The organism is Chitiniphilus shinanonensis DSM 23277, from assembly GCF_000374805.1.
Classification (GTDB): domain Bacteria; phylum Pseudomonadota; class Gammaproteobacteria; order Burkholderiales; family Chitinibacteraceae; genus Chitiniphilus; species Chitiniphilus shinanonensis.
The window spans coordinates 41,573-65,372 of record NZ_KB895349.1 but is presented as its reverse complement, the minus strand read 5'-3'; the positions used below and the strand labels follow the sequence as shown (position 1 = coordinate 65,372).

Below are 23,800 nucleotides of genomic sequence, written 5' to 3'. Positions count from 1 at the left end.
GCAACACCAAGTGCTGCGATTGCAACAATTTGACAGTTAGCACTCACCGCTAACGAGTGCTAATGATATGGACGCGAGTAGGGCTTTTCAAGGGTGGATGGCCGCAAAAATCGCCGAACGTCATTGGGGCCACGAAGATCGTTGTCGTTTTGCCTCCAAAGCAAAGAAGGCGGAACACACGTTCCGCCTTCTCTCACCCGCTCAAGCCCTGCCGGGTAGCCTTCACTCGGCGATCAGCCCCTTGATGCCTTCCAGGATGCTGGCGTCGACAGCCTCAAGCCCCTGGAAACCCAGTTCCTCGAGAATGGACTTCCCCGCCGGATCGTCTTGCATCCCGACCAACACGGCTTGCACCGTTCCGGCCTTGTCCGCCCATTCGGGGCCCACCATGAAACAGTGGAACGCCGAGCCCGCCATCGTTGCGGCAAGGACTTCGAGACCAGCGCGCGTGGAGGCATTCAGCCCGTTCCACGTCTCGTTGAAGACAAAGGCAAGTTGTGCAGTGCCCGCGACGACGCCTTTCACGGCATTCGTGTGGTTACCGCAGAACTCGAACTGCACGTCTTCGTCGGCCAGACCGACCAGGGGCAGAAGCGTGACCCCGAGCGGATGGATGATCGTCTTGTCGCTCGCACTGGCGATTTTCACGGGCCGCTCTGCCTTGGCGCAGTCAAAGCCGGTTTGTGCAACCAGCACGGTCTCGTCATTGATTCCTACCGGACGGGCTACCGGCACATACCCTTTCTCCGCAAAACACACCGCGCTGTACGGGTTGGCATACACGATGTGATGAGGAGTGGCGAGTACCGCTTCGCGCTCCTTGAGCAGGTTGTCCTGCGGCTCAAAGTGCATGCGCACATCCAGTTTGCGTTGCAAATAGGTATTGAGCGTGAACCAGCCAACCTGATTCTTCGCAGTATCGTGCGGGCAGACACTGAGTTGATGAACAGACATGTCGATTTGTCCTTTTGTCGGTTTCCAGGGACCACGGATACCCGCGCTGGCAACGGTACTGCCCGGCCCTGCGCAAGACGTGAGCAGTCCTGCGTGCCCAGGGACAGGGCGTGACGGTGTTCCAGGCCAGTCGCAAGCGTCGGCGGTGCCGGCTACTGGGAAATCAAAGCGCGTTCTTGATCGCTTCCGCGGCCCGCTTGACGTCGAGCAGGATGAGGCCAAGCCGGGCCTGGGGCTTGGCGATGACCGACAACACGGCGTCCTGGCCTGCGCTGGTCATCAGCACATAGCCCGCTTCCCCTTTGACCAGAACCTGCTCGAGGTCCCCCCGCGACAGTTCCTTCGCAATACGCCCGCCCAGGGACAGCATCGCGGCACTCATCGCGCCGACGCGGTCTTCATCGAGCCCCACCGGCAGCAGCGAAGCCATCATCAGGCCATCCGTGGAAATGACCGCCGAGGCTTCGATATCCGCAGAGCTGCCGTTGAGTTCGTCGAGGACGGAAGTAAAGGCTTCTTGACGCATGAATCAACTCCTTATCGCTACATGGTTGAGGGAAGCAACCGGCACCCTGCGCGGCAGCAAGCCCTTCGGTTGAGAGGCGCGCGTCGCCGCGCCCCATGCACCGCCCCCCTGCGGAAGCGGTAATTCCAAACTCATGCCGCATGCAGACGCAGGCTTGAGCAGCTTCATTTCCACCGTATCGGTCGCTCGATGGGAGATCCCCCCTCGCGTTGCCGGAAAAACACGGCGCGCCCGCCCTCAGGCAATGCAGCCAGATTGGAAAGCTTCAGCCGGCCAGTTCGGGGGCCAACTGGTAGAGCAGCGCCTGCACCATCATCACGACGTTCTCCCGCATGCGCGGGTCGACTTCGAAGACCGGACAGGATTTGAAGCCGAGTGCCGCCAGCGATGCGCGATAGGTATCGAGCACCGGCAACGGATGGCTATCGGTCCGGGTGACGCCGACGACGAGGCCGGTCTGTTCGATGAATCCACGGAACGCATCGACATAGAACTTGAGATCGGCGCATGGCGAGGAACGGCTGTTGTCGAGCAGCAGGATGAGCCCGAGGCTGTCCTTGGCCAGGATCTCCCACATGAAGTCGAATCGCTTCTGGCCCGGCAAGCCATACACGTGCAGGCGATCACCGCCATCGAGGTCGATCACGCCATAGTCAAAGGCGACCGTGGTGGTGTCCTTATGAAGCCTGGTCACATCGGAAGCATCTTCTTCCGTCGTGAGCAACCGCCCATGGCAAAGCGCTGCCACCGCAGTCGTCTTGCCCACCCCGACGGGGCCCGCGAATATGAGCTTGCATTGGTCCATTGGCTTTTACCTGTCCTCTCCGCCCGCCCCGGCCACCGCAGGACGCCTACTCTGCCTGACCAACAGGCCACACCTTCTCGAGCAACCGCTGCAAGAAACCACGTTGGGCCGCCCTGTCGAAATCGGCGGCATCGTTGCCGATCGCGGGCGCCGCCGGGCGCGCGATCCCCGCATCGGCGCAATCCCCGGGAGCGTGTTCGAGCAAGCCCAGGCTGTCGCAGATCACGTAGAAGGCAAAGACATGCCGCTGTGGAAGCGCGGTGCGCTCGACGGTCTGGAGCAGCGAACACCGGGACTGCATCCACAGTGCCGCGATCTGCATCGCGCCCAGCGATCGAGGCAGGTTGGGCAGGTTCGGCCAGTGCCGCAGACGTACCGGCACATGAAGCCGGGTACCGCCCGGTAGATGGCCGCGAGCGCACCACAAGCCGATCTGCGCGACGATGAACTCCGCACGATATGTGCGATAGCTGTCGATGACCTGCGTCCCTTCCGAAAAGTCGATCTGGCCCTGAACCTGCTCGGCACGCCCCTGAACGCGCGTGCCGCTGGGGAATGCGGCGAGCCGCCGCACCCGGGGCCGGGTATAAAGCGGCGCAAGGCATAGCCTGTGCAGCGCTTGCATGTTGAACTCGCCCCCCCAGCGGTTCTGCTCGAGGTCGAGCACGAGGGACTGACCATTGATCAGCAATTCGACGATTGCAGGTTCATCAATCCTGGCGGCCAACGCCTGCTTGATGTGGTGTACGAGATAACCATCCAGGTTCAGATACAGCGACGACACCTGTTCAGCGTCCGAGAAATCGGCATCTCGCAGGAAACCGCGAAAATCGAGCCTTCCCAGGTCGTGCTCCATGTGAGCCGCCGCCCGCCCCAGGTTGAACCGCGGGTGCGGCATGGATGCGGCGGAGCCGCCCATTCCGTTCGTTTCAGCTGGCGTCCCACGTACTCGGAGAGGGAAGCATCCGGCGCGCGGCGGGGATGCCGGCAAGGTCCTCGCCACCTGGACTTTCTCCTCGTCCTTGACCATGGCCGGCTGATGGATGCGATCGGCGATGCGACGCAGTGTTTCGAGAAAAGCACCAGGTGAAAGGGGATTGGCCAGGTACTCCGCGTCGGGAATATCGCTGCGCCAGAGCCTGCCGAATACGACGACCGAGCAGGCGCGCTCGTTGCGAATCCGGTGAACCACGCCTGAAGCGTGCGGAAAATCGCCATTGACGATGAGGATCTCGGCATCGGCCGCCGGAGCAAACACAAACTTGTGAGGCGGCGCCTGATGGCGATCGAGCACCGTCTTCAGCATGCTCTGCGTGCGCTCGGAAAACCCGACCGCAAACAACGAGAAACAACGAGCACCACTCTCCTGCTTCACCGTCTTTCCCCCCGCCCACGCGTTCCCGACCGACATGCAGAGCCGGGGTCTTCTCCGCGCCGAAATACGACGGAAGGAAAACCTCCGTCTCAGCGCGTGCGTTCCGGTTGCCGCATGGAGCCGTCCACCTGTCCTTACACCGTCGGGTAACGGCCTGAAGCAGCGTCAGGGAAGAGGCACCGAAGATGCTTTCCAGGCAGCCACCAGGATGGTCGTTGACCCGAGCGCGTGGCCCCGAGAACGGGCCAAGACGCGTTGCGATGATATGGCCTTCCAGGTGGGGAAAAGACGGATTTTGCTCAAGTTGACGATTGGGGCGTGAAGGGGCCGGTCAGGCTTTCCCGGCATGCGCACCTGGAGGCGAATGACGAAAGCCGGACACCCCCACTGCGCTCCAACTCACGCGGGATCGCGGCCGAGCGCCTGGGCGATGAGGAGGTCGGCCACCTGCGGCACGGCGGCCATCACCGGGGAATCGGTGCCGTAGGTCTGGCTGGCGGTGTAAAGGCCCTCGATCAACAACGCCAGCGCCCGGGCCAGCGCGGCCGGATCGCGCGCGCCGGCGGCGGCGGCGAGGGCGGTCAGCCGGGCCAGCAGCTGCCGCTTGTGCTCGGCGACGAAGCGCCGCGCGAAGTGATCCGGCTCGGGGTATTCGGCGGCGACGTTGACGAAGGGGCAGCCCCGATAACCGTCGCGCGTGGCGCGGGCGGTGACGTCGCTGAAGTACTGCCGCAGCGCGGCGGCCGCGTCGTCGGGGTGCTGGCCCACGCTGCCGTCGAAGTAGCCCCAGAACATGGCTTCGCGCCGCTTCAGGTATTGCCGCAGCAGTTCGTCCTTGGAGCTGAACTGGCGATACAGGCTCATCTTGTTGACGCCAGCCTGCTTGACCACCGCGTCCACCCCGACGGCGCGCGTGCCCTCGCGGTAGAACAGGCTCTCGGCGGCGTCGAGGATGCGCGCGGACGCCGACGCGGCGTCCACCACGGTGCGGGCGGGCTTGCCAGATTCGCTCATGCTGCGGCTCCTGAATGACGCTTGACATGTTACCGCTCGGTACATAGCATCATCAAGCCGATGTTACCGATCGGTAACACCAACAAGAATATCCCTGGAGATACCCCCATGCAGGCTCTTGCCCAGCGTCTGGCGGGACGGATGCACTACGCCTGGATCGTCGTCGCGATCACTTTCCTGATCATGCTGGTCACCGCCGGCACCCGGGCCTCGCCCAGCGTGATGATGGTGCCGCTGGAGCACGACTTCGGCTGGAGCCGCGCCACCATCTCGCTGGCGCTGTCGATCAACCTGGCGCTGTTCGGCCTGATGGGGCCGTTCGCCGCGGCGGCGATGCTGCGCTTCGGCCTGCGCCGCACCGTGCTGGTGGCGCTGACCATCCTGGCCGGCGCGGTAGCGTTGTCCAGCCTGATGCAGGCCAGCTGGCAGTTGCAGTTGATCTGGGGCGTGGTGGTCGGCTGCGCCACCGGCGCCACCGCGATGACGCTGGGCGCCACCGTGGTGAACCGCTGGTTCGCCCAGCGACGCGGCTTGGCGATGGGCCTGCTCACCGCCAGCTCCGCCACCGGCCAGCTGGTGTTCCTGCCGCTGCTGGCGGCGCTGACCGAACGCCACGGCTGGCGGCCGGTGGTGCTGGTGGTGGCCGGCGCGGCGGCGCTGATCGTGCCGCTGGTGGCGTGGCTGCTGCCGGAGCGCCCGTCCAGCGTCGGGCTCGCGTCCTACGGCGCCGCCGCCGACGCCTCCGACGCCGCGCCGCTGGCGCGCAACCCGATCGTCATCGCCTTCGACGCGCTGCGTCGCGCGGCGGTCACCCGCGATTTCTGGCTGCTGTTCTTCACCTTCTTCGTCTGCGGCGCCAGCACCAACGGCTATATCGGCACCCACTTCATCGCCATGTGCGGCGACTTCGGCCTGACGCCGGTGAAGGGCGCCGGCATCCTGGCGGTGATGGGCCTGTTCGACCTGGCCGGCACCACGCTGTCGGGCTGGCTGTCCGACCGCTACAACCCGCGGGTGCTGCTGTTCTGGTACTACGGCCTGCGCGGGCTGGCGCTGCTGTACCTGCCGACCGCGTTCGGTCTGGGCGTGTTCGGCCTGCCGTTGTTCACCATGTTCTACGGCCTGGACTGGATCGCCACCGTACCGCCGACGGTGCGCCTGACCACCGACCGCTTCGGCAGCCGCGATGCGCCGGTGATCTTCGGCTGGATCGTCGCCGGCCACCAGCTGGGCGCCGCCTTCGCCGCGCTGGGCGCGGGCCTGCTGCGCGGCAGCCTGGGGTCGTACACGGTGGCGACCTGGATCTCGGGCGGCCTGTGCGTGGTGGCGGCGCTGGTGGCATTGCGCGTGCATCGCCGCCCGGCGCCCGCGCTGGCGGCCGCCTGAATCACAGGTGGCGGATGCGCGGCTTGTAGCGGCGGAACAGCGCGTCGTTGTCGGTGACGCGGTCGGTGTTCTGGCTTTGGAACAGCGGCACCGCGATGCCGCGCTCGACGCAGCGTCGCACCGTCTCGGCCACCAGCACCTCGGCCACCGCGATGCCGACGAAGCTGGAAAACGCGCCGGTGCCCAGCCCGCCGTAGTGCAGCAGCGCGTCGCCGTCGGGCGCGCCGTTGTCGATCACCACGTCGGCCAGCTGGTACAGCTTGGCGCCGCTGGGATGGCGCGAGGTGTTGGCGCGCGATTGCGTCAGTGAGGTCAGCGCGATGCAGAACACCCCCTCGGCGCGCGCCCGCTGCGCCATCTCCACCACCGACGCGTTCAAGCCGGAGTTGGACACCAGCAGCAGCACGTCGCCGCTCGCCACGCCGTACTCGTCCCACAGGATGTCGGCCAGCCCGCTCAGGCGCTCCATGCGGCTGCTGCGGGTGGCGCCGGCGCCGTTGAGGATGCTTTCGTCGAGCATGGCGCACACATTGGCCAGCCCGCCGGCGCGGCCGAACAGCTCCATCGGGATCATGTGCGAGTGCCCGGTGCCGAAGGCGTAGAGCAGGCGGTCGGCGGCCACCGCCTCGACGATCTTCTCCACCGCCTGGTCGATGGCGGCGCGCTGCAATTCCAGCACGGCCTGCAGCCGCGGCACCGCCTGTTCGATGAATGCATACATGGAAAGCTCCCGGTTGGTTGGTGCCTTCATTGTTAAACCACCTCGCCGCCGCGAACTCGCCGATCGATCCCCTTTTGTGCACAATCGGTACGGCCCCGGCCGCGTCATCCATCCGGAGAAGTCATGCTGCGCCAGCAAAATCCGCCACGCGCGCCAGGACATTCCTGGTACGACGCGCATTTCGACCTGCCGGCCCTGGAATTCGACTGGCACTACCACGGCGACTTCGAGCTGACGCTGACGCTCGACCAGGGCGGCCAGCGCTATCTCGGCGACCGCATCGACGACTACACCTCGCCCGACCTGGTACTGATTCCGCCCGGCGTTCCCCACACCTGGCAATCGTCGCGCGGCGACGCGCACGAAGTGCACGTGCTGCTGCTGCCGGCCGGCTGGGCGCAGCGGCTGGTCGAAGCGGGCGTGCTCGAAAGCCTGGCACTGGTGGCGCTGCTGGGCCGCGCCGCCGGCGGTCTGCAGTTCTCGCCCGCCACCGCCCTGGCGTGCCTGCCGCTGTGCCGCGCCCTGCGCGACGCCGGCGCGCTGGCGCGGCTGGGCCTGCTGTTCGCCATCGTCGCCGAGCTGGCGGCCGACGACCGGGCTACGCCGCTCGGGCTGAGCGGCGGCCCACCGCAGCCGCTGGATGCCCAGCTCAGGCAGATGCTGGAATACATGCACGCGCACTACACCGAGGCGCTGACCCAGGAAACGGTGGCCGCGCACTGCGGCCTGTCGGTGGCCAGCCTGCGGCGACGGTTCGACGCCGGCCTGGGCGAGCCGTTCGGCCGCTATCTGCAACGGCTGCGCATCGGCCGCGCCTGCCACCTGCTCTGGAGCAGCCGGCTGCCGGTGGAACACGTGGCGCAGGCCAGCGGCTTCGCCAGCCCCGGCAATTTCCACCGCCAGTTCCGCGCGCAGAAGGGCATGACGCCGGCGCAATTCCGCCGTCTGCGCCAGGCGACCGTCGCCGCGCGATGATGCCGGCGCGCGCTGCCGGTACACTGCGCGCCATCCCGCATCGAAACCGCCCCATGACCGCCTCCCCCACCGATCTTCCGACAGACCTTCCGACCGAACTCGCCGACACCGCCGACACCGCCGACACCGCCCAGGCCGCGCTGGCCGACTATCTGGCCGCGCACCACGCCACCCTGGTCACCACCGACAACAGCTACGCTGTCTCGGTGGCGGGCGAGATCGAGGTGGACGGGTTGCGGGTGCCGTACCACCTGGTGCCGGACGAAGGCTTCCTCGGCAAGACCAACAAATGGCGGCGGCTGCCGGACAACGAACGGCTGGCGCTGTTGCAGGCGCGCTGGAACCCGGCGGCGCGCGACAAGCTGGAGACGCAACTGCGCGCCTGCGCGCTGCGGGTACTGGACATCGCCCGCAGCGGCGACCTGGACCCGGCCAGCGCGCTGCATGCGTTCCAGGCCAAGTACGAGCGCGCACAGACCCGCTGCACGCTGGCGCTGGACCGCATCGCCGCCGCCGACGGCCGCAACGCCGCCACGCGGCAGGCGGAAAAGACCCGCGACGCGGTCGACCTGTCGCTGTACCCCGAATCGTTCACCACCGCGCAGGCGATGCAGCGCCACTTCATCGCCATCCTCGGCCCGACCAACTCGGGCAAGACCCACGCCGCGATGGAGCACCTGTCGCAGGCCGCCAGCGGCGTCTACCTGGCGCCGTTGCGGCTCCTGGCGCTGGAGAACTACACCCGACTGCGCGAGGCCGGCGTGGCGGTCAGCCTGATCACCGGCGAGCAGCGCAAGCTGCACCCCGACGCCACCCACGTCGCCAGCACGGTGGAGATGCTCAACCCCAACCGCCCGGTGGAAGTGGCGGTGATCGACGAGATCCAGCTGCTGGACGACCCGGATCGCGGCGCGGCGTGGACGGCGGCGGTGTGCGGCGTGCCGGCGGCCACCGTCTACCTGCTGGGCGCGCTGGAGGCGCGCGAGGCGGTCGAGGCGCTGGTGAAGCGCGTGGGCGGTACGCTGGAAGTGCGCGAACTGCAACGCAAGTCGCCGCTGGAGATGGAACGCCAGCCGCTCGGCTCGCTGCGCAACCTGCAGGCGGGCGACGTGCTGATCGCGTTCTCGCGCCGCGAGGTGCTCAACTGGCGCGACCAGGCCATCGAGCAGGGCTTCCGCGTCTCGGCCATCTACGGCAACCTGTCGCCGGAAGTGCGGCAGGCGCAGGCTGAGCGCTTCATCGACGGCGAGACGCAGATCGTGGTCGCCACCGACGCCATCGGCATGGGCCTGAACACCCCGGCGCGGCGGGTGATCTTCACCACCGCCAGCAAATGGGACGGCTACGCCGAGGGCACCATCTCCGCCGCGCTGGCCAAACAGATCGCCGGCCGCGCCGGCCGCTACGGCGTGCACGAGGCCGGGCACGTCGCCGGGCTGGACGCCACCACCCACAAGACCATCGCCGCGCTGTTGCGGCAGCAGCCCGAGCCGCTGCCCGGCGCCGGCTTCTTCGTCGCGCCCAACCTGGACTACCTGACGCAGATTTCCGCCGCCACCGGCGAAACACGGCTGCAACCGCTGCTGGAGCTGTTCGCCAAGCACATCAACGTGCACGACGAATTCTTCCTGCCGGCCAACCTGTCCGAGCAGATCGACAAGGCGCGCTGGCTCGACCAGCTGAACCTGTCGCTGGCCGACCGCTTCACCCTCAGCCTGTGCCCGGTGTCGACCAAGATCCCGATGCTGGAACGCGCCCTACAGGATTGGGCCGCCGCGCGCGCCTCGAAAAAGCAGGCGCCGCTGCTGCGCATGGAAGGCACTTTCGGCCGCAACGAACTGCAATTCCTGGAGGACACCTGCAAGCTGTACTCGGCCTACGCGTGGCTGGGCTACCGCATGCCGGACACCTTCCCGCACGAGGAACTGGCGCAGGTGCTGATGCAATCGACCTCGGAAAAGATCGACGCGCTGTTGCAGGCGCAGAACACCCAGCGCGCCCGCGGCAAGCGGCCGGGACAGCCGGCGCGGCGTGGCGCGCCACCGCGTCAGGGGCGGGGCGGGCCACGACGCGGCTGAGGCGCCGGTCCTGCATGCCAGGACGGCTCGACAACGTTTCCCGAATTTGAAGGCCGCTCAGCCGGCGCCCGCCAGCCCATCCCACGCCAGCATCGCCGCGCGCGCCATGCTCTGGAGCGTGTCGCGGCTGGCGCCGTCCAGCGCCTGCACCGACATGCCCTGGCGCACCGCGGCGTAGAACGTCGCCATCGCGTCGAGATCGGCGCCGGGCGGCAGGTCGCCCTCGGCGACGCCGCGCGCCAGCCGCTCGCGCAGTTCCGCCTGCCCGCGCGCGCGCCGCTGGTGCAGGTGCTCCCAGATGCCGGCATTGCTGGGCGTACAGTTCAGCGCCGACAGCGACATGCAGCCGGCCGGGCGGCCGGGCGTGGTGAAGCACTGCGCGCTGGATTCGAGCATCGCCGCGAACGCCGCCCGGGTATCGCGGTGTCCGGCCAGGATACTGGCCACGCCGCCGCCTTCCTCGCGGTCGTATTGGTCCAGCGCCTCCTTGAACAGCGCCTCCTTGGAGCCGAAGGTCGCGTACAGGCTGGGCGAGTTGATCTGCATGGCCTCGGTCAGGCTGGCCAGCGAACTGCCTTCGTAGCCGTGCTTCCAGAACACTTCCATCGCCCGGCGCAGCGCTTCGGCACGGTCGAAGCAGCGCGGGCGGCCTCGTTCGGCCATATCCACCTCCGGTCTTCCCGGTTTCCATGTGTCGCCCGACAAGCGTTTTCCCCAGCCAAATCAGCGGGTCGCGGCTCGTCGGACTTAATTCTGTAACGATCATAACAGAAACAGTTTGACAGGCCGATTGGGCTGCCCCAATCATATTTGTGTCGATCACTACAAATTTACAGGCCACCGACGAAGCGGCCGGAACCCTTACCACGGAGACACACATGACACAGACGGAACCCCATTCGGGCAAGTGGCTGGTGCTGGCCGCGGTGTGCCTGGCCGGCATCATGATGCCGCTGAGCTTCACCGCGCCGGGCATTGCCATCCCGGCCATCAGCCGCGACCTGGGCGGCAGCGCGCTGGCGCTGACCTGGGTGGTCAACGGCTTCATCCTGGCGTTCGGCAGCGCAGTGATGGCGGCCGGCGCGCTGGCCGACCGCTTCGGCCGCAAGCGCATGTTCCGCAACGGCATCGCCGCGTTCGGGCTGTTGTCGCTGGCGCAGGTGTTCGCGCCGGACCTGCCGTCGCTGATCGCGCTGCGCGCCTTGCAGGGCGTGGCCGCCGCCACCGCGATGGCGGGCGGATCGGCATCGCTGGCGCACGCGTTCGACGGCAAGGCGCGCACCCAGGCGTACAGCCTGCTCGGCACCAGTTTCGGCGTCGGCCTGGCGTTCGGCCCGGTGTGGGCCGGCTTCCTGATCGAGCAGTTCGGCTGGCGCGCGATCTTCGCCACCAGCGTGCTGATAAGCGTGGTGGTGCTGGCGGTCGGCGTGCCGCGCATGCACGAATCGCGCGATCCGGGCGCCAAGGGCGTCGATGTGTGGGGCACCGTCACCTTCACCGGCATGTTGCTGCTGCTGACGCTGGGCATCATGGAAGGCCCGCAGATCGGCTGGACCAGCCCGCTGGTGATCGGCCTGCTGCTGGGTGCGCTGGCGTTGCTGGCCGCCTTCATCCAGGTGGAACGCACCCATCCGCGCTCGATGCTGGATCTGTCGCTGTTCCGCAACCGCCGCTTCCTGGGCGCGCAGGCGCTGCCGTTCGGCACCGCGTTCAGCTTCGTGGTGCCGCTGATCATCCTGCCGATCCGCTTTATCGGTATCGAAGGCTACGACCCGGTGCGCGCCGGCACGATGATGATTCCGCTGTCGGCGCCGATGCTGGTGGTGCCGTTCCTCGGCGCACTGCTCACCCGCTGGGTGAGCGCCGCGGCGCTGTGCCTGACCGGCTTCGCCATCTCGGCGCTGGCGCTGCTGTGGCTGGCGCTGGTGCCGCCGGGCGCGCCCACCGGCGACTTCATCTGGCCACTGCTGCTGACCGGCATCGGCGCGGGCCTGCCGTGGGGCCTGATGGACGACCTGGCGATCAGCGTGGTGCCGCGCGAGCGCGCCGGCATGGCCACCGGCTTCTTCGCCACGGTGCGGGTGGCGGGCGAATCGCTGTCGCTGGCCATCGTCGGCGCGGTGCTGGTGGGCGCGTTGCAGGCCGGGCTGGCGACGCAACTGCACGGCCAGCCGCCGCTGGTGCCGCTGGCCAACGCCCTGGCCGCCGCCGACCTGCCGCAGGCGCAGGCGCTGTGGCCAGGCGTGGCGCACGCGCAATGGCTGGCGATCTACGGCCAGGCGTTCCAGGTGATGACGCTGGCGCTGGCCGCAATGACCGCGCTGTTCGGGGCGGTCGCCTACCTGACGCTGCGCCGCGCCCATGCGCCGCAAGCGCTGGCGATGCCGCAGCCGGCGGTGGCCCAGGGCAACGCGGGCGAATAAACCGGATCACGGTCGGACAGGACGCCCGCCGCGCCCTACTCCGGCCGCGCGCGGCGCCAGAGCAGGCTGGCGGCCAGCCCCTGCCAGCCGCCGGCCAGGCGCGCGCGCCAGCCGATCCGCAGCCGGCCGCGCGCAGGCACCGGGCTCAGGCCGTGGCAACGCAGCCGCACGGGGGTTTCGGCGTACAACGTCACCCAGCCGGCGTCGGCCTGTCGCCGCACCATGCCGGCTTGCAGCAGGCAGGGGTCGTCGAACGGCAGTTCGCCCAGCCAGCGCGGCCCGGCGGTCCAGCGCAGCACGCCGCTGACCACGTGGCACACCGCGTCGCGTTCGACATAGCAGCGGGCGCTCTGGCCGGCGGCGAGAAAGAGGTCGATGGGCTGGCGCATGCTGGGCTCCTGGAGCGGTTCTGGACCCGATCCATTCTGCGCAGCCACCCCCGCCGCGCCCAGGCACACGCCGCGCCGGCCCGACCCGCAACAGACGCCGCCACGCCGTCCTGTTGCGATACACCGCCCATGCATCTGTATGTGTTGCGGTCCACCGGCCGGGCGCACAATCGGGCGATGGATACCGAACCGCTCTACCGCCAGCTCGCCAGCCACTATCTGCACGCGATCCAGTCCGGCACGCTGCGGCCGGGCGAACGCATGCCGAGCGTGCGGGTGCTGATGCAGCGCCACGATGTCAGCCTGTCCACCGCGCTCCAGGCGTGCCGCCACCTGGAAAGCCGCGGCGTGCTGGAGGCGCGGCCACGCTCCGGCTACTTCGTGCGCCCGCCGGCGCGCGCCGCGCTGGCGCCGGCCAGCGAACCGAGCGCCACCCTGCCCGACCCGGCGCGTTACGTCGGCATCCACCAACGGGTGTCCGACATCGTGGCGCGCGGCCAGGCGGCGGCGGTGCATACCAACCTGGCCGGCGCCTCCGGCGCGCCGGGCCTTTATCCCACCGAGCCGCTCAAAAACGCCGCGATCCGCGCGCTGCGCCATCACCCCGAACTGTTCGGCCAGAGCGTGCCGACGCTGGGCGTGCCCGAGTTCCGCGCGGTGCTGGCCAAGCGCGCGCTGGCGGCGCGGATGAACCTGACCGCCGACGAAGTGCTGATCACCCAGGGCTGTATCGAGGCGCTGAACCTGGCGCTGCGCGCGGTGGCGCAGCCCGGCGACGTGATCGCGGTGGAGTCGCCCGGTTTCTACGGGCTGTTGCAGGTACTGGAAAGCCTGGGCATGCGCGCGCTGGAGATCCCCACCAGCCCGCAGACCGGCATCTCGCTGGAGGCGCTGGAGCTGGCGGCGCAGACCTACGAGCGCATCGCCGGGGTGGTGGTGGTGCCCAATCTGCAGAACCCGCTGGGCGCGGTGATGCCGGACCCGCACAAGGAACGGCTGGTGCGCTGGTGCGCCGAGCAGGGCATCGCGCTGATCGAGGACGACACCTATTCGGCCACCAGCGATCACGACGCGCCGTTGTCGGCGCTCAAGGCGTGGGACCGCGACGGCGGGGTGATCCACTGTGCATCGCTGCACAAATCGCTGACACCGGGGATGCGGCTGGGCTGGATCAGCGCCGGGCGCTGGCAGGATCGGGTGGAGATGCTCAAGTTCACCCAGACCCGCCCCAACGAGGCGCTGCCGCAGCTGACGGTGACCGACTTCATGGCGTCCGGCGCCTACGACCGGCACCTGCGACGGCTGCGCGCCACCTTGCGCGACCAGCGCGAGCAACTGGCCGAGGCCATCGCCAGCTACTTCCCGGCCGGCACCCGGCTCAGCGTGCCGCAGGGCGGGTTCGGGCTGTGGGTGGAGATGCCGCAGGGCTGCTCGTCGGCGCGGGTGTTCGACACCGCACTCGGCGAAGGCATCCGCATCGCGCCGGGGCTGATGTTCTCGAACTCCAATCGTTTCGACGGCTTCATCCGCCTGAGTTGCGGCTTCCCCTACACCCGCGCGCTGGATCAGGCGCTGCGCCGGCTGGCGGAGGTGGTGCGGCGGGCCGGCTAAGCACCACGAAAAAGCCCAGGAAGCGGTCCCGGTGAGAAGCGCGAAACGCAGACAGTACGTGCCACGCCGCCAGGAGGGCTTTGTTGGCGGCCTTAAGGCGTGGCCGGCTCCGGCTCGTTGAACAGCAGCCGGTTGCCGAACGGATCGGTCAGCTTGAGCAGACGGTCGCCCCAGGGCGCCACTTCCACCGACGGCCGCAGCCAGGGGTAGTCGCGCGTGGCCAGCTCGGCGTGCAGCGCGTCGACGCCATCGGTCCGGATGAACACCGCCGCGCCAGGGCAGCAATCGCCGTGGTGCTCGGTCAGGTGCAGCGTCAGCGCGCCGCGCGTTACCTGCATGTACAGCGGCAGGTCCGGCGCGAAGCGGTGTTCCCAATCCACCCGGAAACCCAGGTAATCGAGGTAGAAGGCGCGCGCCTTGGCGATGTCGAAGATGCGCAGCAACGGGATGGTGGCGTGGAACGTGGTCATGTCAGCCTTTGGCGCCAGAGGTGGATTGCAGCCGCCGCCGTGCGTGCTCCATGCGCAGGCGCAGCACGCCGCGGCGCAGGCGCTCGGTCACCTGGCGGCCGAGGTGCAGCGCCGGCGGCGCCGCGTGTTCGCCGGCCACCAGCGCGTGCACCCGCTTGCAATAGCGCAGGGCGGCGGCGAAATCGCCACGGCGCTGCGCCAGATCGGCCAGCAGCTCGGCGGCCTGGCGCGACACGTTGTCCAGTCGCGCCTGGCCAGCCAGTTCGTCGGCGCTGGTCAGGCACGCTTCGGCGCGCTCCAGCTCGCCCAGCCGCGCGTGGGTGCGGCCCAGCGCCAGCAGCACGTGGCTCTTGCCCCACAGGTTCTGGTTTTCCTGGTGGATGGCGAAGGCGTGGTCCAGCTTTTCGCGCGCCGCCGGGTATTCGCCGCGCGCGAAGTGGATCAACCCCAGGTAGGACTCGACCTCGGCCTCCCACACATGGTTGGACACCGGCCCGGCCAGCAGCTCGGCGGCCTCGGCCAGCGCGCGCTGGGCGCGGTCGAAGTGCTGCTGGCGATAGGCGTCGCCGGCGATGTTGATCAGCACCTCGCAGCACAGCTTGGGCGAATCCAGGCCGCGCACCAGTTGCAGCGCCAGTTCGTGGTAACGCAGCGCGCTGCCGAAGTCCTCCAGCGCGTAGTACACCTTGCCCACGCCCAGGTAGACGCGGGTGCCGTGGTGCAGGTCGCGCCGCTCGCGCACCTGTTCCAGGCTGTCGAGCCAGGTGGCGAGCGCGCGCGGATATTCGCCGGCGGCGTAGTGCGAGTAGCCCAGCTCCACCTGCGCCTCGACGCTGGCGTGCTCGTCGCCGGCCTGGGCGTACAACGGCACGGCGGCGCGGAACGCGGCCTGGGCGTCGGCCAGCGCGCCGACGTGCTGGTGGGCGTGCCCCAGCGTGACCAGGGCGCAGGCGAGCGTGGCCGGATCACCGAAGCGGCGCGCCCGCGCCACCAGGTCGGCCGCCACCGCGGGCGGTTCGGGCGAACCGTTGGCGGCGGCGACGGCCAGCGGCCGCAGCTCGTCGCGGAATGCGTCCAGCGGGGTCATTGCGCGGGCTCCACGGCAACGCGGTCGCGACCGCTGCGCTTGGCGAGGTACAGCGCCAGGTCGGCGCGCGACAACAGGATCTCCGCGTTGTCGCCGGGCTGGGCCTGCGCCACGCCGATGCTGAGGGTGACCATCAGCGCCGGCGACAACTGTTCCCAATCGTGGTCGGCGATGCGGGCGCGCAACTGGTCGGCCTGCGCCACCGCCGCCGCCTGGTCGGCGCCGGGCAGCACCAGGCAGAATTCCTCGCCGCCGTAGCGCAGCAGCAGGTCGCCATCGGCACGGCCCAGGCCGAACAACCGCGCCGCCTCGCGCAGCACGGCGTCGCCGGTGGCGTGCGAATGCTGGTCGTTGACCTGCTTGAAGCGGTCGAAATCGATCAGCAGCACCGACAATGGCAGCTGGCGCGCCTCGGCCTCGTCCAGCAGCTGCGGCAGTTGTTCCGCCAGCGCGCGGCGGTTGAGCGCGCCGGTCAGGCCGTCGCGGTACACCGCCTGTTCCAGCTGCTGCATGCGCTCGCGCCCGGCGTCGCTCTCCTCGCGCAGTTGCGACAGTTCGATCTCGGACGTCAGCAACCGCAGCCGCATCTCGGTCGCCGCCAGCCGTCGCCCGGAAATGACGCCGCTGCGGCGGTCGCCCTGGTGCAGCCGCTCGTACAACGCATGGAATTCGAGGTAATGCCGGGTGGCGCGGGCGTCGTCGCCGCGCGCTTCGTAGTGCTGCGACAGCGCCAGTTGCACCTCGACCGCCAGCGACACCGCGCGTTGGTCGTCGGCCAGCGCCGCCGCGCGCAGCAGATGGTGCTCGGCCCTGTCGTGCGCACCGTCGGCCTGCGCCAGCCGGCCCAGCGCCAGCAACGCGGCCGCCTGGCCGGCGGTGTTGCCGCTGTCGCGGTACAGCGCCAGCGCCGACTGGAAATGCGCCTCGGCGCGCACCGTGTCGCCATCGGCCAGCGTGCCCAGGTGGAACTGGATCTGCGCCTGCCACGGCCGGTGCCGCGGCAGCACCAGCCGCCGTTGCGCCACGTCCAGCGCGGCGTGCGCCATCTGCGGCTGGGCCAGTGCGATCAGCGCGGCGGCCAGCCCGACGTGGGCGCGCACGTACAGGGTGTCGTCCTCGGCCAGCTGCGCCGCCAGGTCGTGGTAGCGGAAGGCGTAGTCCTGGTTGCCGTGGGCCAGGTAGAGCGCACCGATCTCGATGCAGGCTTCGGCGCACGGGTCGAACCGGCCGGCGTCCAGCGCCAGCTCCAGGCCGCGCGACCACAGCGCCATCGCGGAACCGGCGTCGCCGCCCGCCGCGTGCGCACGGCCCAGCGCCAGGTGCAGCGGCACCGACAACTCGGGGGGATGGCGGGTGGTCGACAGCCGTTGCAGTCCGGCCAGCGCGGCGTCGGCCTGGCCCAGCGCCAGCTGGGCGCTCGCCCGGCACAGCACGGCGCGGGCGTACAGGGTCTCGGCGCCGGCGACGCGGCGGGTCGACGCCAGCGCGCGGCCGGCGAGCGCCGCGGCGCGGAGCGGGTCGCCGGCCGCCTCGGCGGCGGCGGCTTCGCCCAGCAGGGCATCGATTTCGATGGGGAGCGAGGAAGGGGGTGGTGCTGCGGCGGGGGTCGCCATCTGTTCCGGCACGACTTCACTTGGATTTGCGTCGGATGTTGCCCCTCGCGACAGCGCTTTGCAAGCCGGCACCGCCGCGCGGGCCATCGGGGCGAACCGGCGTCCGGGCCACGGGGCGCCGGACACCGCCGCAATGTCCGGCAGTGGCCCGCCCCGGTCGCAACCGGGGCGGCCACCGTCACATGGCGCTGTAGACCGGGCCGCTGCCGCCCTCGGGCGTCACCCAGACGATGTTCTGCGTGGGGTCCTTGATGTCGCAGGTCTTGCAGTGCACGCAGTTCTGCGCATTGATCTGCAAACGCGCGCCTGTCGCATCGCGCACGATTTCATAGACGCCGGCCGGGCAGTAGCGCTGCTCCGGCGCATCCCAGCGCGGCAGATTGACGGCCACCGGCACGGCGGGGTCTTTCAGCGTCAGGTGACAGGGCTGGTTGGCGTCGTGCGCCAGGTTGGACAGCGCCACCGAGCTCATGCGGTCGAAGGTGACCACGTGGTCGGGCTTGGGATAGGCGATCCTCGGCATCTCGTCGGCCGGCCGCAGACAGGCGTGGTCGGGCTTGCGGTGACGCAGCGTCCACGGCAGGCGCACGCCGAACGCGCTCAGCCACATCTCCACACCGGCGGCCATCATGCCGCCGACGGTGCCGAAGCGCGACAACATCGGCTTGATGTTGCGCACCGAATCCAGCTCCTGGCCGGCCCACGACGCGGTGAGCGCGGTCGGGTAGTCGGTCAGTTCGTCCTGGGCGCGGCCGGCGACGATGGCGGCCACGGCAGCCTCGGCGGCGAGCATGCCGGACTTCATCGCGTTGTGCGTGCCCTTGATGCGCGGCAGGTTGATCATGCCGGCGCCGCAGCCGATCAGCGCGCCGCCGGGGAACACCAGCTTCGGCCACGCCTGGATGCCGCCTTCGCTGATGGCGCGCGCGCCGTAGCTCAGGCGCTCGGCGCCTTCCAGCAACGGCCGGATCGCCGGGTGGGTCTTGAAGCGCTGGAATTCGTCGAACGGCGACAGGTGCGGGTTGGCGTAGTCCAGGTGCACCACGAAGCCGATGGCCACCAGTTGCTCGCCGTAGTGATAGATGAACGAGCCGCCACCGGTGCGGTTGTCCAGCGGCCAGCCCAGGGTGTGGCGCACCATGCCGGGCACGTGGCGCTCGGCCGGCACGCGCCAGATTTCCTTGATGCCGATGCCGAACTTCTGCGGGCCGCTGTCGGCGCGCAGTTGCAGCGTCTCTTCCAGCTGGCGCGTCAGCGAGCCGCGCGCGCCCTCGGCGAACAGGGTGTACGGGGCGCGGATCTCCATGCCGGCGGCGAACTGCGCGGTCTCCTTGCCGTGGGCGTCGCGTCCCATGTCGCCGGTGATCACGCCGGCCACGCGGCCCTGTTCGTCGTACAGCACCTCGGCGGCGGAGAAGCCGGCGTAGATCTCGACGCCCAGCGCCTCGGCCTGCTGCGCCAGCCACTGGCAGACCTCGCCCAGGCTGGCGATGTAGGTGCCGTGGTTGCGCAGCATCGGCGGCAGGCCCCAGCCCGGCAGGGTGTAGCCGCGATCCTCGTCCAGCACCAGGAATTCGTCCTGCGTCACCGCCGTGGTCATCGGCGCGCCCTGTTCGCGCCAGTCGGGAATCAGTTCGTCCAGCGCGCGCGGGTCGATCACCGCGCCGGACAATATCTGCGCGCCCACCTCGGCGCCTTTCTCCAGCACGCAGACGCCCACCTCGCGCCCGGCGGCGGCGGCCTGCTGCTTGGCGCGGATCGCCGCCGCCAGCCCGGCCGGGCCGGCGCCGACGATCAGCAGGTCGTAGTTCATCACGTCACGTTGCATGGTTGCTCCAGGGGAAGAGGGATGGGAAGAGGGAAGGGAGAAGGGGGAAGGGTAACGTCAACACCAACAGCCGCTCCCGCTGGTGCTGCGGATCTTACCCTTCTCCCTTCCCTCTTCCCCCTTCCCAAGTATCAAGGAATATAGGGCAGTTCGATCTCGTCGCTGCGCTGCACGTTGGCGGTCATGCCGCGGCACAGTGCCAGGAATTCGCGCATGCCGGGGGTCTGGTACTTCTGTTTGTGCCAGACGAAGTGGAATTGGCGGCGCAGGTCCAGCGCCGGTACCTCGATCGGCGCCAGGCTGCCGCGGCGGAATGCCTCGCGCAACGCCAGCCGCGAAATGCAGCCGATGCCCAGTCCGGATTCCACCGCACGCTTGATCGCCTCGGTATGTTCCAGCTCAAGGCGGATGTTCAGCCGCGGGCGGTGCGGGCGAAAAGCGTGGTCGAAGGTCTCGCGCGTGCCCGAGCCGTGCTCGCGCAGGATCCACGGCTCGGCCAGCAGTTCCTCGACGCTGGCCGAGCCCCGCTTCGCCAGCGGATGGTCGGGGCCGGCGAACACCACCAGCTCGTCGGCCACCCAGCTTTCCACCTCCAGCTCGGGATGGTGACTCTCGCCCTCGATCAGCCCCAGGTCGAGCGCGTAGTCGGCCACCTGCTGCACCACGGTGGCGGTGTTGTGCACGTCCAGCTTCACCCGGCTTTCCGGGTGCTGCTGCATGAACTGCGAGATCAGGATGGTGGCCAGGTAGTTGCCGATGGTCAGCGTGGCGCCGATGTGCAGGGCGCCGAAACCCTCGCGGCCTTCCAGCAGAGCCTCGATCTCGGCGGCCTGGTCGATCAGCGCGGCGGCGCGCGGCAGCAGCCGCCGGCCCAGCGTGTTGAGCTGCAAGGTCTTGCCCACCCGGTCGAACATCTGACAGCCGAACTGCCGCTCGAACTCGCCCAGGGCGGTGCTGGTGGCCGATTGCGACAGATTCAGTTCGCGCGCGGCATTGGAGACGTTCTCCAGCCGCCCGACCGCGACAAAGATCTCGAGCTGTCGCAAGGTATATCTCATATCATTTACTCAGATGGAAACGATCTAATAAATCCACTTCACAGATATTCTAACGGCCCATATAATTCACGGCAAATCGGAGACCACGAACAGTTTTCCCCGCCCGCCCCGGGTTTTCACCGCGGCCGGCCAGAGAGAGGGAAACGCGCAGCAGCTTCGTATCGAACAGTGTCGCGGCCCGCGCGATCGCCGTGCCCCAGCGGGCCGGCGGGCGGGACGCGAATCCAAGGAGGTTTCACCCATGAAAGCACTGGTGGCCGTAAAGCGCGTTGTCGATCACAACGTGCAGGTCCACATCAAGCCCGATGGCTCCGGCGTGGAGACCGCGGGTGTGAAGATGAGCATCAACCCCTTCGACGAGATCGCGGTGGAAGAAGCACTGCGCCTGAAGGAACGCGGCGTGGTCACCGAGATCGTCGCCGTCACCCTGGGCGAGGCCGTGGCACAGGACGTGCTGCGCCACGCGCTGGCGATGGGCGCCGACCGCGCCGTGCTGGTCGAGGCCCACGGCGAGCTGCAACCGCTGGGCGTGGCCAAGCTGCTGAAGGCCGTGGTCGAGCGCGAACAGCCCGGCCTGATCCTGCTGGGCAAGCAGGCCATCGACGACGACGCCGGCCAGGCCGGCCAGATGCTGGCCGCGCTGCTCGGCGCCGCGCAGGGCACCTTCGCCTCCGCCGTCACCGTGCAGGGCGACGAAGTGGAAGTGGTGCGCGAAGTGGATGGCGGCACCGAGACCGTGGCGCTGAAGCTGCCGGCGGTGCTGACCGCCGACCTGCGGCTGAACGAGCCGCGCTTCGTCAAGCTGCCCAACCTGATGATGGCCAAGAAGAAGCCGATCGAGCAGCTGACCGCCGACGGCCTGGGCGTGGATGCCGCGCCGCGCCTGAAGCGCCTGAAGGTGGCGACGCCGCCGCACCGCGCACCCGGCGTGAAGGTGAACAGCGTGGCCGAACTGGCCCAGAAACTGCGTGAAGCGAAGGTGGTGTGATGAGCGTCCTGATCCTTGCCGAACACGACGGCCAGCACCTGAAGCAGGCCACCCGCCAGGCCGTGACCGCCGCCCAGGCCTGGGGCCTGCCGGTGCATCTGCTGCTGCTGGGCGCCGACACCGCCGCCGTGGCCGGCCACGCGGCCCAGGTCGCCGGCGTGGCGCGCGTGCTGCGCGTGGACGCGCCGCAATTCGAACATCCGCTCGCCGAGGACGTGGCCGCCGCCATCGTCAATCTGGCGCGCGACTACAAGGTGGTGCTGGCCGGCCATACCGCCTTCGCCAAGAACGCCCTGCCGCGCGCCGCCGCGCTGCTGGACGTGGCAATGCTGGCCGACGTGATCGCCATCACCGCCCCCGCCACCTACGTGCGTCCGGTCTACGCCGGCAACGTGCTGGCCACGGTGGAAAGCAGCGATCCGATCCAGGTGCTGACCGTGCGCACCACCGCCTTTGCCGCCGCCGAAACGGGCGGTGCCGCCGAAGTGGTGACGCTGGCCGCCCCGGCCGCCAGCGGCCTGTCGCGCTGGGTGGGCGAGACCCGCAATGTGTCCGACCGCCCCGAGCTGGCCACCGCCCGCGTGGTGATCTCCGGCGGGCGCAGCCTGGGCGAGCGGTTCGAGGAAGTGCTCGGCCCGCTGGCGCAACTGCTGAACGGCGCGCTGGGCGCCACCCGCGCCGCCGTCGATGCCGGCTTCGCCCCCAACGACATCCAGATCGGCCAGACCGGCACCGTGGTCGCGCCCGAGCTGTACATCGCGGCCGGCGTGTCCGGCGCGGCGCAGCATCTGGCCGGGATGAAGGACAGCAAGGTGATCGTGGCGATCAACCACGACCCCGACGCCGCCATCTTCCAGGTGGCCGACTACGGCCTGGTCGCCGACCTGTTCGAAGCGGTGCCGCAACTGACCGCCGCTTTGAAGAACTGATACCGGGCGGCGCCCGGACGCGCCGCCTTTTCCATCGATGCCATCGTCCCGGCCCCGCCGGGTTCATTCAGGATTTCGCAATGAGTGCCTTCGCCTCCGAGCGCGTTCTCTCGGTTCACCACTGGAACGACACGCTGTTCAGCTTCAAGACCACGCGCGACCCCGGCCTGCGCTTCGAAAACGGCCAGTTCGTGATGATCGGTCTGATGGTGAACGGCAAGCCGCTGATGCGCGCCTACTCGATCGCCAGCCCGAACTACGAGGAATACCTGGAATTCTTCAGCATCAAGGTGCCCGACGGCCCCCTGACCTCGCGCCTGCAGACGATCCAGGTCGGCGACGAACTGCTGGTCAGCCGCAAGCCCACCGGCACCCTGGTGCTGTCCGACCTCAAGCCGGGCAAGAACCTGTACTACCTTTCCACCGGCACCGGCCTGGCGCCGTTCATGAGCCTGATCCAGGACCCGGACGCCTACGAGCGCTTCGAGAAGATCATCCTGATCCACGGCGTGCGCACGGTGAGCGAACTGGCCTACGCCCAGTTCATCGAGGACCAGCTGCCCAAGAACGAATACTTCGGCGACGCGGTGCGCGAGAAGCTGATCTACTACCCGACCGTCACCCGCGAGGATTTCCGCAACCAGGGCCGCCTGACCGACCTGATCGAGTCGGGCAAGCTGTTCGAGGACATCGGCCTGCCGCCGCTGAACCCCGAAACCGACCGCGCCATGCTGTGCGGCAGCCCCGCCATGCTGGAAGACACCTGCAAGCTGCTCGACGCGCGCGGCTTCCAGGTCTCCAAGCGCATCGGCATGCCGGGCGACTACGTGATCGAACGCGCCTTCGTCGAGAAGTGACGCCGCTGGCGGCGGTTTATCGAAACCGAAGCTGGAATCGACACTGAAACCCCACGTCTTGAACCACAGAGAACACTGAGAACACGGAGGGGTCACGGAGAAAGACAAGATCGATTGGGCGCACTGCCAGATTGCCCGCTCGTTCCGGCTTTCTCTGTGTATCTCCGTGCTCTTCGTGTTCTCTGTGGTTCAGGACGTGGGGTTTCAACTTCCCCCCCCAAAACCCGCCATGCACACCACCCAGATCGCCGCGCTGACCCGCCTGCTGGAACAAGGCCGCGACAACGCCCTGCTGCGCTTCGGCCTGGGCCAGGCACTGCTGGCCGACGGCCAGGGCGCGGCCGCCGTCGAACACCTGCGCGCCGCCATCGTCCACGACCCGCGCTATTCCGCTGCCTACAAGCTGTTGGGCAAAGCGCTGGCCGAGCAGGGCGAGCGCGACGCCGCGCGCCGGACCTTCCAGCAAGGCATCGACGTCGCCGAGGCCCGCGGCGACGTGCAGACCGCGCGCGAGATGAAGGTGTTCCTCAAGCGGCTGGACAAAGCGGCGGGCTGAACGGCGATCGCCGCCTTCGGCCTATTGCGCCAACACCCGGCCTGCTTCTACACCCGCCATGTAAAACCTACCTGCCGCCCGACGCATGCGAGCGCCTCGCCGCTGCCGCTCCGGCGCCACTTCCCCGGCACGATCCCTGCTCCACCTTTGCGCGATG

At 68.8% G+C, this 23,800-nt stretch carries 22 protein-coding genes; 9 read left to right on the top strand and 13 right to left on the bottom strand.

The window, feature by feature from the left end:
* Window positions 1-222: 222 nt before the first annotated feature.
* The 5 genes from C556_RS0114455 to C556_RS0114435 form a co-directional block, all read right to left on the bottom strand.
* Window positions 223-954: a PhnD/SsuA/transferrin family substrate-binding protein gene (locus C556_RS0114455; protein ID WP_026263111.1), complete on the bottom strand. Its 732-nt coding sequence runs from the start codon at window positions 952-954 to the stop codon at window positions 223-225.
* Window positions 955-1,117: 163 nt separating this feature from the next.
* Window positions 1,118-1,480: a roadblock/LC7 domain-containing protein gene (locus tag C556_RS0114450; RefSeq protein ID WP_018748968.1), complete on the bottom strand. Its 363-nt coding sequence runs from the start codon at window positions 1,478-1,480 to the stop codon at window positions 1,118-1,120.
* Window positions 1,481-1,745: 265 nt separating this feature from the next.
* Window positions 1,746-2,285, bottom strand: coding sequence for a GTP-binding protein (locus C556_RS0114445; protein ID WP_026263110.1), 540 nt, complete (start codon window positions 2,283-2,285; stop codon window positions 1,746-1,748).
* A gap of 46 nt (window positions 2,286-2,331) precedes the next feature.
* Window positions 2,332-3,660 (bottom strand): hypothetical protein, encoded by a 1,329-nt coding sequence (locus C556_RS0114440; RefSeq protein ID WP_157236196.1) that lies wholly within the window; start codon window positions 3,658-3,660, stop codon window positions 2,332-2,334.
* Window positions 3,661-4,059: 399 nt separating this feature from the next.
* Window positions 4,060-4,674, bottom strand: a complete 615-nt coding sequence (locus C556_RS0114435) for a TetR/AcrR family transcriptional regulator (protein WP_018748965.1) — start codon at window positions 4,672-4,674, stop codon at window positions 4,060-4,062.
* Window positions 4,675-4,782: 108 nt separating this feature from the next.
* Between C556_RS0114435 and C556_RS0114430 the strand changes: the two genes are divergently transcribed.
* A complete protein-coding gene (locus C556_RS0114430; RefSeq protein ID WP_026263109.1) occupies window positions 4,783-6,060 on the top strand; it encodes an MFS transporter in 1,278 nt (425 codons plus the stop codon).
* A 1-nt stretch (window position 6,061) separates the two neighbouring features.
* Here C556_RS0114430 and C556_RS0114425 read toward each other — a convergent pair whose 3' ends face one another.
* Window positions 6,062-6,781 carry a sugar isomerase domain-containing protein gene (locus C556_RS0114425; RefSeq protein ID WP_018748963.1) on the bottom strand — a complete coding sequence of 240 codons (720 nt, stop codon included), beginning with the start codon at window positions 6,779-6,781 and terminating at the stop codon, window positions 6,062-6,064.
* Window positions 6,782-6,904: 123 nt separating this feature from the next.
* Here C556_RS0114425 and C556_RS0114420 point away from each other — a divergent pair, with 123 nt between their 5' ends.
* Window positions 6,905-7,756, top strand: coding sequence for an AraC family transcriptional regulator (locus C556_RS0114420; RefSeq protein ID WP_018748962.1), 852 nt, complete (start codon window positions 6,905-6,907; stop codon window positions 7,754-7,756).
* 53 nt (window positions 7,757-7,809) lie between these two features.
* Window positions 7,810-9,834 (top strand): helicase-related protein, encoded by a 2,025-nt coding sequence (locus tag C556_RS0114415; RefSeq protein ID WP_018748961.1) that lies wholly within the window; start codon window positions 7,810-7,812, stop codon window positions 9,832-9,834.
* A 57-nt stretch (window positions 9,835-9,891) separates the two neighbouring features.
* Here the strand turns inward: C556_RS0114415 and C556_RS0114410 are convergent, their stop codons facing one another.
* On the bottom strand, window positions 9,892-10,497 hold the full coding sequence (locus tag C556_RS0114410; protein ID WP_018748960.1) for a TetR/AcrR family transcriptional regulator: 606 nt from the start codon (window positions 10,495-10,497) through the stop codon (window positions 9,892-9,894).
* A 215-nt stretch (window positions 10,498-10,712) separates the two neighbouring features.
* Here C556_RS0114410 and C556_RS0114405 point away from each other — a divergent pair, with 215 nt between their 5' ends.
* Window positions 10,713-12,257, top strand: a complete 1,545-nt coding sequence (locus tag C556_RS0114405; RefSeq protein WP_018748959.1) for an MFS transporter — start codon at window positions 10,713-10,715, stop codon at window positions 12,255-12,257.
* A 35-nt stretch (window positions 12,258-12,292) separates the two neighbouring features.
* On the opposite strand, the gene C556_RS0114400 is transcribed toward C556_RS0114405, so the two are convergent.
* Window positions 12,293-12,646, bottom strand: coding sequence for a hypothetical protein (locus C556_RS0114400; protein WP_018748958.1), 354 nt, complete (start codon window positions 12,644-12,646; stop codon window positions 12,293-12,295).
* A gap of 177 nt (window positions 12,647-12,823) precedes the next feature.
* Here C556_RS0114400 and C556_RS0114395 point away from each other — a divergent pair, with 177 nt between their 5' ends.
* On the top strand, window positions 12,824-14,257 hold the full coding sequence (locus tag C556_RS0114395) for an aminotransferase-like domain-containing protein (protein ID WP_018748957.1): 1,434 nt from the start codon (window positions 12,824-12,826) through the stop codon (window positions 14,255-14,257).
* A gap of 92 nt (window positions 14,258-14,349) precedes the next feature.
* Here C556_RS0114395 and C556_RS0114390 read toward each other — a convergent pair whose 3' ends face one another.
* The 5 genes from C556_RS0114390 to C556_RS0114370 all read right to left on the bottom strand — a co-directional run bounded on the left by C556_RS0114390 (window position 14,350) and on the right by C556_RS0114370 (window position 20,301).
* Window positions 14,350-14,727 (bottom strand): glyoxalase superfamily protein, encoded by a 378-nt coding sequence (locus tag C556_RS0114390; RefSeq protein WP_018748956.1) that lies wholly within the window; start codon window positions 14,725-14,727, stop codon window positions 14,350-14,352.
* Between the two features lies 1 nt (window position 14,728).
* Window positions 14,729-15,814 carry a tetratricopeptide repeat protein gene (locus C556_RS21790; RefSeq protein ID WP_018748955.1) on the bottom strand — a complete coding sequence of 362 codons (1,086 nt, stop codon included), beginning with the start codon at window positions 15,812-15,814 and terminating at the stop codon, window positions 14,729-14,731.
* The gene (locus C556_RS21785; RefSeq protein WP_018748954.1) at window positions 15,811-17,427 is read right to left on the bottom strand and encodes a GGDEF domain-containing protein; all 1,617 of its coding nucleotides are present in this window, start codon (window positions 17,425-17,427) and stop codon (window positions 15,811-15,813) included. The genes C556_RS21790 and C556_RS21785 overlap by 4 nt, the downstream gene beginning before the upstream one ends.
* A 178-nt stretch (window positions 17,428-17,605) precedes the next feature.
* The gene (locus C556_RS0114375; protein WP_018748953.1) at window positions 17,606-19,255 is read right to left on the bottom strand and encodes an electron transfer flavoprotein-ubiquinone oxidoreductase; all 1,650 of its coding nucleotides are present in this window, start codon (window positions 19,253-19,255) and stop codon (window positions 17,606-17,608) included.
* A 131-nt stretch (window positions 19,256-19,386) separates the two neighbouring features.
* Entirely contained in the window at window positions 19,387-20,301 is a 915-nt protein-coding gene (locus tag C556_RS0114370) for a LysR family transcriptional regulator (RefSeq protein ID WP_018748952.1), read from the bottom strand.
* 253 nt (window positions 20,302-20,554) lie between these two features.
* On the opposite strand from C556_RS0114370, the gene C556_RS0114365 reads away from it, so the two are divergent.
* The 4 genes from C556_RS0114365 (at window position 20,555) to C556_RS0114350 (ending at window position 23,643) form a co-directional block, all read left to right on the top strand.
* Window positions 20,555-21,301, top strand: coding sequence for an electron transfer flavoprotein subunit beta/FixA family protein (locus tag C556_RS0114365; protein ID WP_018748951.1), 747 nt, complete (start codon window positions 20,555-20,557; stop codon window positions 21,299-21,301).
* On the top strand, window positions 21,301-22,230 hold the full coding sequence (locus C556_RS0114360; RefSeq protein ID WP_018748950.1) for an electron transfer flavoprotein subunit alpha/FixB family protein: 930 nt from the start codon (window positions 21,301-21,303) through the stop codon (window positions 22,228-22,230). Before C556_RS0114365 ends, C556_RS0114360 begins: the two co-directional genes overlap by 1 nt.
* A gap of 80 nt (window positions 22,231-22,310) precedes the next feature.
* Entirely contained in the window at window positions 22,311-23,087 is a 777-nt protein-coding gene (locus tag C556_RS0114355; RefSeq protein ID WP_018748949.1) for a ferredoxin--NADP reductase, read from the top strand.
* Between the two features lie 229 nt (window positions 23,088-23,316).
* A complete protein-coding gene (locus C556_RS0114350; protein ID WP_018748948.1) occupies window positions 23,317-23,643 on the top strand; it encodes a tetratricopeptide repeat protein in 327 nt (108 codons plus the stop codon).
* Window positions 23,644-23,800: the final 157 nt, after the last annotated feature.